A 14462-nucleotide genomic window follows, 5' to 3' on the forward strand; every position below is an offset into this window, starting at 1 on the left:
AGTGCCGGCGCAGTCAGATAGCGCCGGTGAAGGCTTTATTTTAGCGATCCGGACAGGAATTGCTGCAGGCGCGGGCTTTTGGGCTGGCCGAACAGTTCATCCGGTGAGCCCTGCTCTTCAATTACCCCCTGATGCAGGAAGATGACATGGTTGGACACGTGGCGGGCAAAGCCCATTTCATGGGTCACCACTACCATGGTTTTGCCCTCTTCGGCCAGCTTTTGCATGATGCGCAGCACTTCACCGACCAGTTCAGGGTCCAGAGCGGATGTGGGTTCGTCGAACAGTAATACGTCCGGTTCCATTGCCAGGGCACGGGCGATCGACACGCGCTGCTGCTGCCCGCCGGACAGGTTGATTGGATATTTGGCCCTGGCCCGCTCATCAATGCCAACTTTGTCCAGGTAACGCACCGCGCGCTCCCGCGCCTCGTTTTTGCTCAGGCCCAGCACCTGCACCGGTGCCTCCATGACGTTTTCCAACACCGTCATGTGGCTCCACAGGTTGAAATGCTGAAACACCATGGTCAGGCGGGTGCGCAACATCTGCAGCTGTTTCTTGTCGAATACCTTTAACTGGCCGTCGGTGTCGCGCACCATATGGATATCGACGTTATTCACGCTGATAGTACCTTCACTGGGCTTTTCCAGGAAGTTGATGCAGCGCAGAAAGGTACTCTTACCCGATCCGGAAGATCCGATGATACTGATGACATCGCCGGCACGTGCTTCGAGCGATACGCCCTTCAGAACTTCATGATCCCCGTAGCGTTTATGCAATTCCTTTATCAGGAGTTTGGTTTCTGACATGATTTTATCCTGCTGTTCGTCGCTCATTGCGGTTTGACATGGCGTAGCCAGCGCTTTTCCGCCTGTTTAAATAAAGAAATCAATCCATAGGACACGGCCAGATAGATAACCGCCGCGATACCGAAAGCGTAAAATGGCTGATAGGTCGCCGAATTGATATCACGGGCGATCTTAAGTACATCCGGCACCGTCGCGGTAAACGCCAGCGCCGTAGAGTGCAGCATCAGTATCACCTCATTGCTGTAGGCCGGAATGGCGGTACGCAGAGCGCTGGGCAATATGATGGAACGGTAGAGTTTGAACCAGGAGAAACCATAAGCCCGGGCAGCCTCTATTTCCCCATGGGGCACCGAGCGGATGGCACCGGCAAAAATTTCGGTGGTATACGCGCAGGTATTAAGCGTCAGGGCGAGAATGGTGCAGTTGAGGCCACTGCGGAAAAAGGCGTTAAGCAAATCAGTGCCGCGGACAATTTCCAGGCTGTACATACCGGAGTAAAACACCAGCAATTGCACGTAAAGCGGCGTACCGCGGAAAATATAGGTAAATAGCCATACCGGCAGGCTGATATAACGCCGTGGCGAAACCCGCGCTACCGCCATGAATACCGCCAGCAGGCCCCCCATCACCACCGAAGAAATCAGCAGCCAAAGGGTAACAGCCAGGCCGGTATAGCGGTAACCGTCGCTCCATAGCAGCGCCTGGCCATAGTGTTGCAGTATCTCGATCATAGTTCGGCCTTCTTCACGCCCAGCGAATAGCGGCGGTTCAGCCACAGCAGCACCCCATTGGACAGGGTGGTAAAGATCAGATATACCCCCCCGGCGACCAGGGCAAAGTAAAACGGCTGATAGGTGCCTTTACCGGCAAGCTGGGTCGCTTTGACCACATCATTAAGACCGAGCAGCGAAACCAGGGCGGTGGCCTTGAGGATCACCTGCCAGTTGTTACCAATACCGGGCAGCGCGAAACGCATCATCGCCGGGAACATCACGCGTCTGAAGGTTTGGCTGGCGGTAAAACCAAAAGCGGTGGCCGCCTCTATCTGGCCGCGCGGCACCGCCATAAACGCGCCACGGAACGTTTCAGTAAAATAGGCGCCGTAGATAAACCCCAGAGTAATGACGCCGGCCGCCATGGGATCTATGTCGATTTGATCCAACCCAATGGATTCAGTCAGGCTGTTCAGGGCTATCTGCAGGCCATAGAAAATCAGCAGCATCAGTACCAGATCGGGTACGCCGCGGATCAGTGTGGTATAGGCTTCGAAGACGCCCGCTAACAAACGACTGCGGGCAAGTTTGGCACCGGCGCCAACAAGACCGATGACCACCGATAACAATACGGCACTGAGGGCCAGTTCAAGCGTAACCAGCGTGCCGTTGATAATGAGTTCTGAATAACCGAAAAGCATGCAGCCTGTCCTGTCCTGATGAGGATGAGATTACCGGTTTGCCCGTGCCCCTCACGGGCAAACGCTAGATGACAGGATTAACCACCGTAAACATCAAAATCGAAGTATTTCTTGGCAAAGGTGTCGTAAGTGCCGTCCTTGCGCATTTCGGCAAACGCTTTATCCAACGCCGCTTTGAGTTCGGTATCGGCTTTACGCAGGCCCAGACCGGTACCGACGCCAAAGAATTTATCATCTTTTACCGCCGGACCGGCAAAGGCATACCCTTTGCCCGGCGCCTGTTTCAGAAAACCTTCGCTGCCGGCGACTTCATCCTGAAAGGCCACATCAATGCGCCCTGAGCCCAGGTCGGCATAAATCAGATCCTGGTTCTGATAGGCCACCACATCAATGCCTTTGGGCTGCCAATGGGTATTGGCATAGGCTTCCTGGGTAGAACCTTGCAGTACCCCTACCCGTTTGCCGCGCAGCGACTCGAGCGTCGGTTGAATATCAGATCCGGCTTTGGCGATAAGGCGGGCATTGGCGGCATACAGTTTGTCGCTAAAAGCGATTTCCTGCTGGCGCTTTTCGGTTATAGATAATGAGGAGATGATAGCGTCGATTTTCTTGGCTTTCAGCGACGGGATCAGGGAATCAAAATCGCTTTCAACAAAGGTACACTTGGCTTCGATGCGCTTGCACAGCTCTTTGGCCAGATCGATATCAAAACCGACCAGTTCACCACTGGCGTTTTTTGATTCAAAAGGTGCATAAGTCGGATCAGTGCCAATTTTAATATTTTTTGGAACGGCCGCGTAAACGCTTCCCGCCGACGCCAGAGCTAACACCAGAGGAAGAACTGTAAACAACTTTTTCATACGTTACCCTCGAATAATGATACGTTCAGGCTTACTGTGTGATGTTTTCAGCGGGATCAGTTGCACATTTCATGCCATTTCAATCGGTTTTCTGACAGAAGGCGGCTATCGGGATCAACAGCCTGTCCGCAGGGTTTGGGCTAGGCCGAGTCGATGTCTTGCTGGAGGTAAAACGAACAATCAGTAAAACGGGCAGAACAGGCCCGCCCCATTATGATCCTCGCCTTGATCAATTATGGTGCAATATAATATAAACACACAATTAATTACTTGCCGTGCCGCCTGACCAGCGCACGAACAGATCTTGCGGCAGTTCGATATCAAATTGATCCAGCACCCGATTCACCGTCTGATCGATGATATCCTGCAGCGTGGCGGGACGATGATAAAAGGCCGGCACCGGCGGCATGATAACGGCGCCCAATTCGGCGGCGGCGGTCATCAGACGCAGATGGCCCAGATGCAGCGGCGTTTCCCGGACGGCCAGCACCAGGGTGCGGCGTTCTTTCAGGGTAACGTCCGCCGCGCGCGTCAGCAGTCCATCGGTGTAACTGTGGACGATGCCCGACAGGGTCTTCATCGAGCATGGCAATATCGCCATGCCGAGCGTTTTAAACGAGCCAGAACTGATGCTGGCGGCAATGTCCCGGGCATCATGCACTTCATCGGCCAGGGCCTGAACCTCGCGCACGCTGTAGTCGGTCTCCAGGGCCAGGGTCTGCCGACCGGCGGCGCTGAGCACCAGATGGGTTTCAATCTCTTCAACCGCCTGCAGCACCTGCAGCATTCTGATACCGTAAATGGCGCCGCTGGCCCCGCTGATACCAATAATCAGTCGTTTTTTCATGTGATGTAGCGCCTTGTTCTACTGGGTAAACCCCATAAAAAAACACCTGGCGCACGCAAGCGCAGCAGGTGTTTTTATGACGGTTTTGCTTACCTGTGGTGCAACCCTGCGACGGATTGCACCTGAATTGCACGCCTTATCCTTCGTTGTGCATTTCCAGGTTTTCAACTTCATTCTGCATCCGGATGGCTTTGGAATCGTCATTACGCAGCGACTCAAGGTAATCAAGATAGCGCTGATCCACGTCCTTGGTGACGTAAATACCGTTAAACACCGAAGACTCAAACTGTACCACGTCAGGATTGTCTTCCTGTACCGCTTTTTCCAAATCAGCAAGATCCTGGAAAATAAGCGCATCGGCACCGATGAGCTTGCGGATTTCCTCGACTTCCCGGCCGTGAGCAATCAACTCGCTGGCGCTCGGCATATCGATACCGTAAACATTGGGGAAGCGAATTTCCGGCGCGGCGGAGGCCAGGTAAACATTACGGGCGCCGGCTTCACGGGCCATCTCAACGATCTGTTCAGAGGTGGTGCCGCGGACAATGGAATCGTCCACCAGCAGTACGTTCTTGTCCCTGAATTCTGCGCGATTGGCATTCAGTTTTCGGCGCACCGACTGACGGCGGACTTGCTGGCCCGGCATGATAAAGGTCCGGCCGACGTAGCGGTTCTTCACAAAGCCCTGACGATAAGGTTTGTTCAGGATACGCGCAATTTCCAGCGCGATATCGCACGAGGTCTCGGGGATCGGGATAACCACATCGATATCGAGGTCTTCCCACTCGCGCGCAATTTTTTCGCCCAGTTTCTGGCCCATGCGCACCCGGGCGCTGTAAACCGAAATTTTATCGATAAACGAATCAGGACGGGCAAAGTAGACATACTCGAACAGGCAAGGATTGCTCTTCGGATTTTCCGCGCACTGTCGGGTAAACAACTGGCCTTTTTCAGTAATGTAGACCGCTTCGCCGGCGGCGACATCACGCAGGAATTCAAAGCCCAGGGTGTCAAGCGCGACGCTTTCCGAGGCCACCATGTATTCGTTGCGGCCATCGGCCAGCGTGCGCTTGCCGATGACCAGCGGTCGGATACCGTTAGGATCGCGAAACGCGATAAGACCGTGACCGATAATCATGCCAACGCAGGCATAAGCGCCACGAATCTGCTGATGGGTACCGGCAACTGCGGCGAAGATATCATCCGCTTCCAGCGGGTAGTCAGGAAAACGATCCAGCTCGCGGGCGAAAATGTTGAGCAGGATTTCCGAGTCCGACGTGGTATTAACGTGCCGCCGGCCGCTTTCAAAAAGTTTTTTGCGCAACTCATGGGCGTTGGTCAGGTTACCGTTATGCGCCAGAGTGATGCCGAAAGGGGAATTGACGTAGAAGGGCTGCGCCTCAGATGCGCTTGAGCTGCCGGCGGTAGGATAACGGACGTGTCCGATGCCCATATTGCCCTGCAGGCGTTGCATATGCCGCGCTTCAAAGACATCTTTTACCAGTCCATTGGCCTTACGTAAACGAAAGCAATTCAATGCGTCTATGGTGACGATGCCAGCGGCATCCTGTCCACGGTGCTGAAGCACAGTTAACGCATCGTAAATCGACTGGTTGACCGGCATAAAACCGGCGATTCCGACAATACCGCACATGTTGTCATTTCCTCATCAGCGCTACCCAGGTATGGACTTACCGGGGTAAAAAACTCGACGTGCTTTGCAGATAGCTGAAAAACCATCTGATGATACCGCGGAACTGCGGTATCAGCTGAGACTGTTGCCAGTCCGTACTCTGGGAGAAGCCGGTAAAGGTGTCCAGGAAAAATAATACCGCCGACACAATCAATATGCCGCGCAAGATCCCAAAACAGACACCCAGTACCCGGTCGGTACCGGTCAGACCGGTTTTTTCCACCAGAGAGCCAATCACGTAATTTACGATTGCTCCCACGATCAGGGTCGCCACAAACAGCAGACCAATCGCGATGCCATTGCGAACAAGCGGGTCTTCAAACCGGGTAAAATAGACGGCGAGATACGCAAAATAATGACTGGCGACAAAAAATGCACAGGCCCAGGTCACTAAGGATAGCGCTTCGCGTATGAACCCGCGAATAAGACTTACCAGAGCAGAAAAAGCAATGATGCCAATAATGACGTAATCAACCCAGATCATGCGTGCATCCCTTGGTAATCCGCCCCGTCAGCTGTTCGCGGCGAATTCTAACAGAAAAAGAAAACGTTTGCGTAGCGGAATTCCACTCGACGTTTAAATTAATAATGACAATTAAAAAAAGCTATCAGGGGCAGCAAGATAGAGCGCAACGGCAAGGTTGCGCTCTGTCGCTGGCTACCGCGCGGAATAAGCACGTACCTGACCGCTCAGTCCGCTGGCCTGGTTTAGCTCCGGCAGCGAGGACTGCAGTTTCTGCTTCGAGGCATCCGGACCAACGAATATCCGGGTTATTTCCCCCTGGACCGGGGTTGCGGGCACGGTAAATACCCGGTAACCGGACAACCGCAGTCTGGCGACGATTTCGCTCACTCTGGCGGCGTTTTTCAGCGCCCCGAGCTGCACCACCCACGCCTGTCCCTTGGGCGCCTGCTCCGCCGGCGCGGCCGCCGGTGTGTCGACCGGCGCCGGGGCGGCAGGCCGGGAAACTGGCGTTTCTGCCGGCGTTGCCGGTCTGGCTGCGGGGCTAGCTACCGGCGCAGGCGTTGCCGGTTTCGGCGCAGGCTTGGCCACCGGTTTAGCCTCGGGGCGGGTCTCGGTTTTAACCGGCGGCCGGTTTTCCTGCCTGGGCGGTTTGACGGCAGTAGCGGGCTGACTCGGCCTGACCGACTGCGGTGCCACGGTAGCGGGTTGCGCCGGGGTCTGTGGCAAGGGGATTGAGGCATCTTCCAACGCGGATTTATTGGCTTCTTCTACCGCAGCACCGGCCCCTTCCGGCGGTTGAACCGGCAATGATGGATTTGCCTGCGAAGCGCTGTCGATTTCATCGGTATCCCCGGGTTTAGGCACCAGCGGAATGGCCGCAAATTCGTCCTGATAATGCTTCTTCTTGCCGTCAAGCAGGCCCGGCAGCACGATAACGCCCAATGCCACGATAATGATGGTGCCTACCAGGCGGTTTTGGAACTTACTCGCCACGTTAACTCTCCGCATCCACTAGCGCCATGACCGGAGCCACGGTATGAAAAGAACCAAACACCAGCACGCAGTCTTCAGCGGCGGCATCCGCCATCGCCTGGCGCCAGGCAGTCGCCACATCGCTGAACTGGCGAGCACCGGGCAGATGAGCGGCAAGCTCGGCGGCCTCGGCTGCCCTGGGACCCGTAAGCGACGCACAATACCATTGGTCCACCTGGCCTTGCAGACAGGCCAGCGTACCGGCGATGTCCTTATCGGCCAGCATCCCTACTACCGCCCGCAGTTGTCCGGTCAGGTTCAACTGGCCAAGCCGTTGGGACAGGTAGGCCGCCGCATGGGGGTTGTGGGCTACATCAAGGATTTGCAGCGGTGCCTGGCCGATAACCTGGAAGCGGCCCGGCAGGCTGGCCTGACGTATGCCCTGCCGGATCGCCTGCTCACTGATACTGAGTGGCGATTGCAGTAATGCCGCCAGTGCGGTGGCGGCGTTCGGCAATGGGATCGACGGCAGCGGCAGACCGGTTAAAGCCCGCTCTGGCGAGCGCCATTGCCAGCTGTCATCCTGCTGTTGCCACCACCAGTCACGGTTGCAGCAGCACAGGGCGGCACCGACCGTGTCGGCCGCCAGATCAATCGTCGCCGGGCGATCGGGTTCACCGACGACCGCCGGCTTGCCGGCACGGAAAATACCGGCTTTTTCCCGACCGATGCTTTCCCGGCTATCGCCCAGGTAATCCATATGGTCGAGGGCGATGCTGGTAATCACCGCAACGTCGGCATTGATAATATTGGTGGCATCCAGCCTGCCACCCAGCCCGACTTCAAGGATCACTACGTCCAGTCCAGCCTGCCTGAAAAGCGCCAGCGCCGACAGCGTGCTGAATTCAAAATAGCTTAAGGAGATCGAACCCCGCCCGGCTTCTATCTGCGCCATTGCCGCGGTGTGAAGCGATTCAGGCAATTCCTGCCCCTGAATGCGCACCCTTTCAGTGTAACGCAGCAGGTGGGGAGAGCTGTAAACACCGACCCTCATTCCGGCGGCCAGCAGGATAGACTCAAGCAGACAGCAGGTAGTGCCCTTGCCATTGGTACCGGCAACGGTAAACACCAACGGTGCCGGCGAAAGCAGGGAAAGCGTTTCGGCAACCTGTCTGACGCGTTCCAGCCCAAGATCAATCGGCCGGTTGTGCAGGCGTTCGAGGTAATAAAGCCACGCGGCGAGGGGCGACGTGGCTTCAGGAGTAAGAAGGTTATCCATACGTCCCGTTCATCAACTGAGCGCTTCAACCAGAAGCCTGGTCCCCGAACCCGGAGACCCGCCCCCAGCCGAGCTATTATGCTTCGTCGTGTGCATCCGACAGAGGGTTTTCAGGATGGGATTCCTGCACCGGTGTGGATTCAGGCTGCGGCTGATGAGTCAGCTTGGCCAATACACCGGCGAGCTTTAAACGCATGTCCGGGCGACGCACGATCATATCGATAGCGCCCTTCTCCAGCAAAAACTCGCTGCGCTGGAATCCGGCCGGCAGTTTTTCACGCACCGTCTGCTCGATAACCCGCGGTCCGGCAAAGCCGATAAGCGCTTTCGGCTCCGCCACATTAAGATCGCCAAGCATCGCCAGGCTGGCTGATACGCCACCCATGGTCGGGTCGGTCAGCACCGAGATATACGGCAAGCGGCGGGCACGGAGTTTAGCCAGGGCCGCACTGGTCTTGGCCATTTGCATCAGCGACATCAGCGCTTCCTGCATACGGGCGCCGCCGCTGGCGGAGAAACAGACCAGCGGACAGCCATCTTCCATTGCCTGCTCAACCGCACGGACAAAGCGCGCGCCGACAACCGATGACATCGAGCCACCGATAAAAGCGAATTCAAAAGAAGCCACCACAATAGGCATGCCATACAGCGTGCCTTTCATCACTATCAAGGCATCTTTTTCATCAGTCGCTTTCTGAGCCGCCGCCAGACGATCCTTGTACTTCTTCGAGTCCCGGAATTTCAGGATATCCCTTGGCTCGAGCTCGCTGCCCAATTCAAGTTCGCTGCCTTTATCGAGGAAGGCATGGAGCCGCGCGCGGCCGGTCATACGCATATGGTGGTCGCACTTAGGACAGACCTCCAGATTACGCTCAAGCTCGGCACGATACAGCACCTGACCACAGCTATCACATTTGGTCCACACGCCCTCAGGAATGTTGGCCCGGCGCGCAGGGGTGATAGTGCTTTTATTTAGAATTCGTTCAATCCAGCTCATCGATAACCTTTCTGTTTGAACCCGGCATCCGCCAGTCCGCTATTCATACTTTTAACCGATCCAATCACGCAGTATCCGCTACCTGCAGGGTAATCCGCAACGGGATAGCCTTAAAAAAGGTTGCCTATTAAACCATAACGGCCAGCGTCTTGGGAAAGAAAACTCTGTCTGATGCTCAAAATTCAAACTGCCTGACGCCGGATGCTAAGGCTGACGGCTTTTCGCCGCCGCACGGCGATGGCGCCAGACTTCAATCACACCCGGCAATATGGACACCAGGATAATACCGACGATCAACAGTTTCAGGTTTTCCTGTACCACCGGCAGATCGCCAAACAGATAACCGGCATAGGTAAACAGCAGCACCCACAGCAGAGCTCCGGTAATGTTATACAGGGCGAAATGACGATAAGTCATATGCCCCATACCTGCGACAAACGGCGCGAAGGTGCGCACTATCGGCACAAAGCGCGCCAGGATAATCGTTTTACCGCCGTGACGAGCATAAAACTGGTGGGTTTTATCCAGATAACTGCGTCGGAAAATGCGTGAATCAGGGTTGCTGAACAGTTTTTCCCCGAATAATCGACCGATCATGTAGTTGACCGCATCGCCAAGTATGGCGGCGCACACCAGCAGGAACACCATCAGATGCACATCCAGGCTATTGGACGGCAGTGCCGCCAGCGCACCGGCGACAAACAGCAATGAGTCGCCCGGCAGAAATGGCGTTACCACCAGCCCGGTTTCACAAAAAAGAATCAGGAACAAAATCGCGTAAATCCACATACCGTATTGCGCCACCAGTTCCGCCAGATGGACGTCGATGTGCAAAATAAAATCAATGATGAACCTGATAAATTCCATGATAAGTATCCCTGAAACGCAAAATAAGTATAAACCCCAGTGACTAATCAGCCAGAAACAGCGGGCCCAACGCCTGGTCCGGCAGATGGAACGGGGCTGGGTAATCGACGCCCACCAGATAAAGCCCCTCAGCTCTGGCAGTGGCCGCCGCCAGCGTCCGGTCGCGAGCCGCAAGCAATTCGCCTATCCAGGACTCAGGCCGGTTGTTACTGCCCACTTCCATCAGACTGCCGACAATATTACGAACCATGTGATGTACAAAAGCATTCGCTTTGATATCTACCACGATGTAAGGCCCGTGACGCGTAACCTTTAAATGTTTTACATTTCGCCAGGGCGTACGCGACTGGCACTGCAGGGCGCGAAACGAGGTGAAATCATTTTCACCCAACAGCGCCTGCCCTGCCCGTTCCATGCGTTCGGCGTCCAGCGGATGGTAAAAATGGGTCAGGCCCGGCGAAAGGATCGCCGGCCGAAAGCGATGATTATAGATAATGTAACGGTAACGGCGAGCCGTCGCGCTGAAACGGGCGTGAAAATCTTCGCTGACATGTGTTACCCAGCGTACGGCGATATCAGGCGGCAAATTTGCGTTTACCCCCAGCGTCCAGGCCGCATCCTGTCGATGTGAATCGGTTTCAAAATGGACCACCTGGCCGGTAGCGTGCACGCCGGCATCGGTCCGTCCGGCGCAGAACACCGTCACCGGGCGATCGGCGACTTTGGACAGCGCCAGTTCCAGGCACCCCTGGACACTGGCGACCTCCTGCTGACGTTGCCAGCCGTAGTAACGGCTGCCATCGTATTCAATTCCCAAGGCGATCTTGGCGGGCGAGCGACTGTCGCCTGAAGCAGACGGCACCATTAATAGAAATACTCCCCGGCCAGCGACTCTGCGGTCTGCAGCGTCATCAGCGCACCGCCGAAGCGGACATTATCGGCCACAGACCAGAAATGCAGTAAATCCGGCATGCCATAGTCATTACGTAGGCAACCGATACTCAGATGCGCCTGGCCGGAGGCGTCTTCTACCGGCGTCGGATATTCCTGGCCATCGCTCAGGGCAATATCCTCGTTTTCGGCCAAGGCATCACGGGCTTCTTCTGCTCCCATGGGACGCAGGGTTTCCACATGAACCATCTGTGAATGACCATAGAATACCGGGGCCTGAACACTGCTTACCGAAACCGGCAGACCGTCATCTTGCAAAATTTTACGAATTTCATCCACCAGACGGCGCTCAACCTGCACACTGCCCAGCTCATCGGCCACCAGCGGCATCAGGTTGAACGCCAGTTGGCGATCATAAAACCCGGCTTCGATCGGCAGGCCATTCAGCAAGCGGGCGCTCTGCCCCGCCAGCGCATCCACCGCAACCTTGCCCTGGCCCGAAGCCGAAAGCAGATTACTGACATGCAGGCGTCCGATACCGGCCAGATCGTTAAGCGGTTTAACCGCCAGCAGCACTTGACTGGTGAGACTGTGGGCCACTGAAATCAGGTTGCGGTTGCGGTAATCCGCCAATACCTGGTTATTGACGCCTGGCACCACCAGTGGAACATCCGGCTCAAGGCTGAACAAGCCACTGGTATCGATGACCAGGCAGCCGGCGGCAGCGGCCTGCTCCGCATAGAGGGCGGACGCACCGGCACCCGCGACAAAAAAAGCCATTTGCGCCGACGACCAGTCAAATTCGCGGGCGTCGGTGACCAGCAGGCTTTTGCCTTCAAATCTTACCGTCTCACCAGCGCTGCGTTCGCTGGACAGCAAAAAAAGCTCCCCAATCGGGAACTGACGTTCCTGCATCAGTTCCAGCAGTGCTGTACCCACGGCACCTGTAGCACCCAGCAGTGCAATATTCCAGCCGTCAGACATAGGTTTCTCTCCAGAAAATAAATAACCGGCGTGGCCGTTCGGCGGTCCGGTCGTGGTTATCGCAAAAGATGTTAACGGGAAGGCGCCAGCCCGGCGTTGAATCCCAGTTCGGCAAGCAGTGCCGCACTGGCTGCATTATCGGTCTCAACCCGCAAGGAAGACCATTCGCGTCTCACGGGATAATCCCGGCGCAGGCGGTCGAATTCTCCGGCGGCTGCAGCTGCCCGGCGCAGCATTCCGTCATCGCGGCGCACATCATACACTAAATGCACCAACTGACGGAGCATGCTTTCATCCAGTTCACCGCGGATGGCAACCGATGCCACTGCCGGAGGCGGTAGCAGGCTATCAAGCGCAACCGGGTCGTTTACCCCGATAAACCGGCTGAAGGCGTCATACACCTGCGTGGTGCCCCGGGCTTTTCCCTCCAGGCTGTAACCGGCGATATGAGGGGTCGCCAGGCTGACCCTGGACAGCAGCGGCAAGCAGAGATCAGGTTCCGGCTCCCACACGTCCAGCACCACCGACAACGGCTTACCGGTCTGAAGTACGCGCAACAGCGCGGCATTGTCCACCACCGGTCCGCGACAGGCATTGATAAGAATTGCATTATCGGGCAGGCATGCCAGCAGCGCCTCGTCCACCAGATGCCGGGTCCGATATGCCCCCTGGTCAGTGAGCGGCGTGTGGAAGGTAAGCACGTCCGCCTCGCGCACCAGTGTCGCCAGGTCAGCAAAATCCCCCTCATCGCCGCGGTCGGCGCGCAGCGGATCGCACAGTAGCGTTCGCACGCCGAGAGCGCTGAGGCGCTGATTGAGCCGGCTACCGACATTGCCGACGCCGATGATGCCCACGGTACGGTCTTTCAGTAAAAAATCATCCCGCTGGCCGAGGCTGAGCAACGCCGAGATGACGTACTCAACGACCGCCAGCGCATTGCAGCCTGGCGCTGCTGAAAAACCAATACCCGCCTGCTCAAGCCAGGCCTCATCCACATGATCAGTCCCGGCGGTTGCCGATCCGACAAAGCGGATAGCGCTATTGGCCAGCAATGACGCCGTCACCGGCGTCACCGATCTGACCATCAGCGCATCAGTCTGGCCCAAGGCAGCAGAGTTTATCCGCCTACCGGGCAGCGAGCGCACCGCTCCCAATCGCCCGAATAATTGATGGGCGTAGGGCATATTCTCATCCAGCAGAATGTTCACTTCAGTCTCCCCGGGCAATAGCCCTGTTAGCCGGCAAAACAGGCGGGTATTTTGCCATCGAACGCTAGCAAATCCCAACGGTATGCCGTCATTGTGCGGCCAATGGCCACCGACCGATCAGGCGTTATTCGCACAACATGCGGCTAACATTCCACAAATAACATGATATTAACTTATTGTTTCCCGGCCAAACCCGTAGAATGCCACCGTTACTGTTTATTGAAAGAGGGTATCCATGACGTTTTTTTACCCCCTGGTGGCCGTGCTGTTATGGTCGGTGAACGCCATCGTCAGCAAAATGGCGGCCGGGCTTATTGATCCCGGGGCCATTTCTTTTTACCGCTGGCTTTTGGCGTTCTTGCTGATGACGCCGTTTGTGCTGCCTGGCGTGTGGCGTAACCGTGCCGCGGTGAAACACCATGCGTGGCGACTTTTTATCCTGGGACTGCTGGGCATGGTGCTGTATCAAAGTCTGGCGTACTATGCCGCCCATAGTGTCACCGCCCTGTTTATCGGTATCCTTAATTCATTGATTCCCCTGCTGACGGTGCTGCTGAGTATTCTGCTGCTGGGCATCGCCCCGACACTGGGCGTGCTGCTCGGTGCCTTGCTGTCGCTGGTCGGGTTGGTCTGGCTCATCAGCGAGGGCCATCCGGCGACGCTGATGAGCCAGGGCATCGGCCTGGGCGAGTTGATGATGCTGGCCGCCTCAACATCCTATGCCCTTTACGGCGTGCTCACCCGTCGCTGGTCTATCAATCTGCCTAATTGGCAGTCGCTGTATGTGCAGGTGTTTTTCGGCGTATTGCTGCTGCTGCCCGGCTTTTTACTGGCGCCCGATATCGCCCTGACGCCTCAGAATATCCCGTTGGTGCTGTTTGCCGGCATTGCGGCTTCGCTGGTGGCTCCTTTTCTGTGGATCCAGGGGGTCATACGCCTGGGCGCCAATACCACCTCGATATTTATGTACCTGGCCCCGGTTTTTACCGCCCTCATTGCGATACTGTTTCTGCAAGAACAGCTTCAGGCATTTCATTTGGTGGGAGGGGGCATTACCCTTGCCGGGGTCGTTTTGGCACAGCGATTGCGTATCCCTCTGAAACGGCGCCAGCGCGAAAAACATAAAATGCGCTAGTGTTGGTTGTAGCTACCTTAATATTTCGTGGCTTGTTATT

At 56.2% G+C, this 14462-nt stretch carries 15 protein-coding genes; 1 reads left to right on the forward strand and 14 read right to left on the reverse strand.

Annotated features, from left to right (window positions below; all coding sequences use genetic code 11):
• Positions 1-35: 35 nt before the first annotated feature.
• The 14 genes from hisP to pdxB form a co-directional block, all read right to left on the reverse strand.
• On the reverse strand, positions 36-809 hold the full coding sequence (gene hisP / locus EDC52_RS03340; RefSeq protein WP_165911642.1) for a histidine ABC transporter ATP-binding protein HisP: 774 nt from the start codon (positions 807-809) through the stop codon (positions 36-38).
• A gap of 23 nt (positions 810-832) precedes the next feature.
• On the reverse strand, positions 833-1540 hold the full coding sequence (locus tag EDC52_RS03345) for an ABC transporter permease (RefSeq protein ID WP_131863901.1): 708 nt from the start codon (positions 1538-1540) through the stop codon (positions 833-835).
• The gene (locus EDC52_RS03350) at positions 1537-2223 is read right to left on the reverse strand and encodes a histidine ABC transporter permease HisQ (protein WP_131863902.1); all 687 of its coding nucleotides are present in this window, start codon (positions 2221-2223) and stop codon (positions 1537-1539) included. Before EDC52_RS03350 ends, EDC52_RS03345 begins: the two co-directional genes overlap by 4 nt.
• A gap of 77 nt (positions 2224-2300) precedes the next feature.
• Entirely contained in the window at positions 2301-3083 is a 783-nt protein-coding gene (hisJ, locus tag EDC52_RS03355) for a histidine ABC transporter substrate-binding protein HisJ (RefSeq protein ID WP_131863903.1), read from the reverse strand.
• Between the two features lie 262 nt (positions 3084-3345).
• Entirely contained in the window at positions 3346-3930 is a 585-nt protein-coding gene (locus tag EDC52_RS03360) for a UbiX family flavin prenyltransferase (protein WP_131863904.1), read from the reverse strand.
• Positions 3931-4066: 136 nt separating this feature from the next.
• On the reverse strand, positions 4067-5584 hold the full coding sequence (gene purF / locus EDC52_RS03365; RefSeq protein WP_131863905.1) for an amidophosphoribosyltransferase: 1518 nt from the start codon (positions 5582-5584) through the stop codon (positions 4067-4069).
• A 37-nt stretch (positions 5585-5621) separates the two neighbouring features.
• Positions 5622-6107 (reverse strand): colicin V production protein, encoded by a 486-nt coding sequence (cvpA, locus tag EDC52_RS03370; RefSeq protein ID WP_131863906.1) that lies wholly within the window; start codon positions 6105-6107, stop codon positions 5622-5624.
• Positions 6108-6281: 174 nt separating this feature from the next.
• Positions 6282-7082 (reverse strand): cell division protein DedD, encoded by an 801-nt coding sequence (gene dedD, locus EDC52_RS03375; protein ID WP_131863907.1) that lies wholly within the window; start codon positions 7080-7082, stop codon positions 6282-6284.
• A 1-nt stretch (position 7083) separates the two neighbouring features.
• Entirely contained in the window at positions 7084-8340 is a 1257-nt protein-coding gene (folC, locus tag EDC52_RS03380) for a bifunctional tetrahydrofolate synthase/dihydrofolate synthase (protein WP_131863908.1), read from the reverse strand.
• Positions 8341-8416: 76 nt separating this feature from the next.
• The gene (gene accD / locus EDC52_RS03385; RefSeq protein ID WP_131863909.1) at positions 8417-9337 is read right to left on the reverse strand and encodes an acetyl-CoA carboxylase, carboxyltransferase subunit beta; all 921 of its coding nucleotides are present in this window, start codon (positions 9335-9337) and stop codon (positions 8417-8419) included.
• 204 nt (positions 9338-9541) lie between these two features.
• Positions 9542-10204 (reverse strand): DedA family protein, encoded by a 663-nt coding sequence (locus tag EDC52_RS03390; RefSeq protein ID WP_131863910.1) that lies wholly within the window; start codon positions 10202-10204, stop codon positions 9542-9544.
• A 43-nt stretch (positions 10205-10247) separates the two neighbouring features.
• Complete coding sequence (truA, locus tag EDC52_RS03395) at positions 10248-11069, reverse strand: tRNA pseudouridine(38-40) synthase TruA (protein WP_131863911.1); 822 nt, start codon at positions 11067-11069, stop codon at positions 10248-10250.
• On the reverse strand, positions 11069-12079 hold the full coding sequence (locus EDC52_RS03400) for an aspartate-semialdehyde dehydrogenase (RefSeq protein WP_131863912.1): 1011 nt from the start codon (positions 12077-12079) through the stop codon (positions 11069-11071). Before EDC52_RS03400 ends, truA begins: the two co-directional genes overlap by 1 nt.
• 71 nt (positions 12080-12150) lie before the next feature.
• Positions 12151-13287, reverse strand: a complete 1137-nt coding sequence (gene pdxB, locus EDC52_RS03405) for a 4-phosphoerythronate dehydrogenase PdxB (RefSeq protein ID WP_131863913.1) — start codon at positions 13285-13287, stop codon at positions 12151-12153.
• A 235-nt stretch (positions 13288-13522) separates the two neighbouring features.
• Here pdxB and EDC52_RS03410 point away from each other — a divergent pair, with 235 nt between their 5' ends.
• Positions 13523-14422, forward strand: a complete 900-nt coding sequence (locus EDC52_RS03410) for a DMT family transporter (protein WP_131863914.1) — start codon at positions 13523-13525, stop codon at positions 14420-14422.
• Positions 14423-14462: the final 40 nt, after the last annotated feature.

Origin of the sequence: Biostraticola tofi, assembly GCF_004343195.1 — a bacterium.
Lineage (GTDB): Bacteria > Pseudomonadota > Gammaproteobacteria > Enterobacterales > Enterobacteriaceae > Biostraticola > Biostraticola tofi.

Bases quoted from the DNA above. Each gene is read 5' to 3' on its own strand.
- hisP (WP_165911642.1), bottom strand. From the start codon at position 809: ATGTCAGAAACCAAACTCCTGATAAAGGAATTGCATAAACGCTACGGG.
- EDC52_RS03345 (WP_131863901.1), bottom strand. From the start codon at position 1,540: ATGATCGAGATACTGCAACACTATGGCCAGGCGCTGCTATGGAGCGAC.
- EDC52_RS03350 (WP_131863902.1), bottom strand. From the start codon at position 2,223: ATGCTTTTCGGTTATTCAGAACTCATTATCAACGGCACGCTGGTTACG.
- hisJ (WP_131863903.1), bottom strand. From the start codon at position 3,083: ATGAAAAAGTTGTTTACAGTTCTTCCTCTGGTGTTAGCTCTGGCGTCG.
- EDC52_RS03360 (WP_131863904.1), bottom strand. From the start codon at position 3,930: ATGAAAAAACGACTGATTATTGGTATCAGCGGGGCCAGCGGCGCCATT.
- purF (WP_131863905.1), bottom strand. From the start codon at position 5,584: ATGTGCGGTATTGTCGGAATCGCCGGTTTTATGCCGGTCAACCAGTCG.
- cvpA (WP_131863906.1), bottom strand. From the start codon at position 6,107: ATGATCTGGGTTGATTACGTCATTATTGGCATCATTGCTTTTTCTGCT.
- folC (WP_131863908.1), bottom strand. From the start codon at position 8,340: ATGGATAACCTTCTTACTCCTGAAGCCACGTCGCCCCTCGCCGCGTGG.
- accD (WP_131863909.1), bottom strand. From the start codon at position 9,337: ATGAGCTGGATTGAACGAATTCTAAATAAAAGCACTATCACCCCTGCG.
- EDC52_RS03390 (WP_131863910.1), bottom strand. From the start codon at position 10,204: ATGGAATTTATCAGGTTCATCATTGATTTTATTTTGCACATCGACGTC.
- truA (WP_131863911.1), bottom strand. From the start codon at position 11,069: ATGGTGCCGTCTGCTTCAGGCGACAGTCGCTCGCCCGCCAAGATCGCC.
- EDC52_RS03400 (WP_131863912.1), bottom strand. From the start codon at position 12,079: ATGTCTGACGGCTGGAATATTGCACTGCTGGGTGCTACAGGTGCCGTG.
- EDC52_RS03410 (WP_131863914.1), top strand. From the start codon at position 13,523: ATGACGTTTTTTTACCCCCTGGTGGCCGTGCTGTTATGGTCGGTGAAC.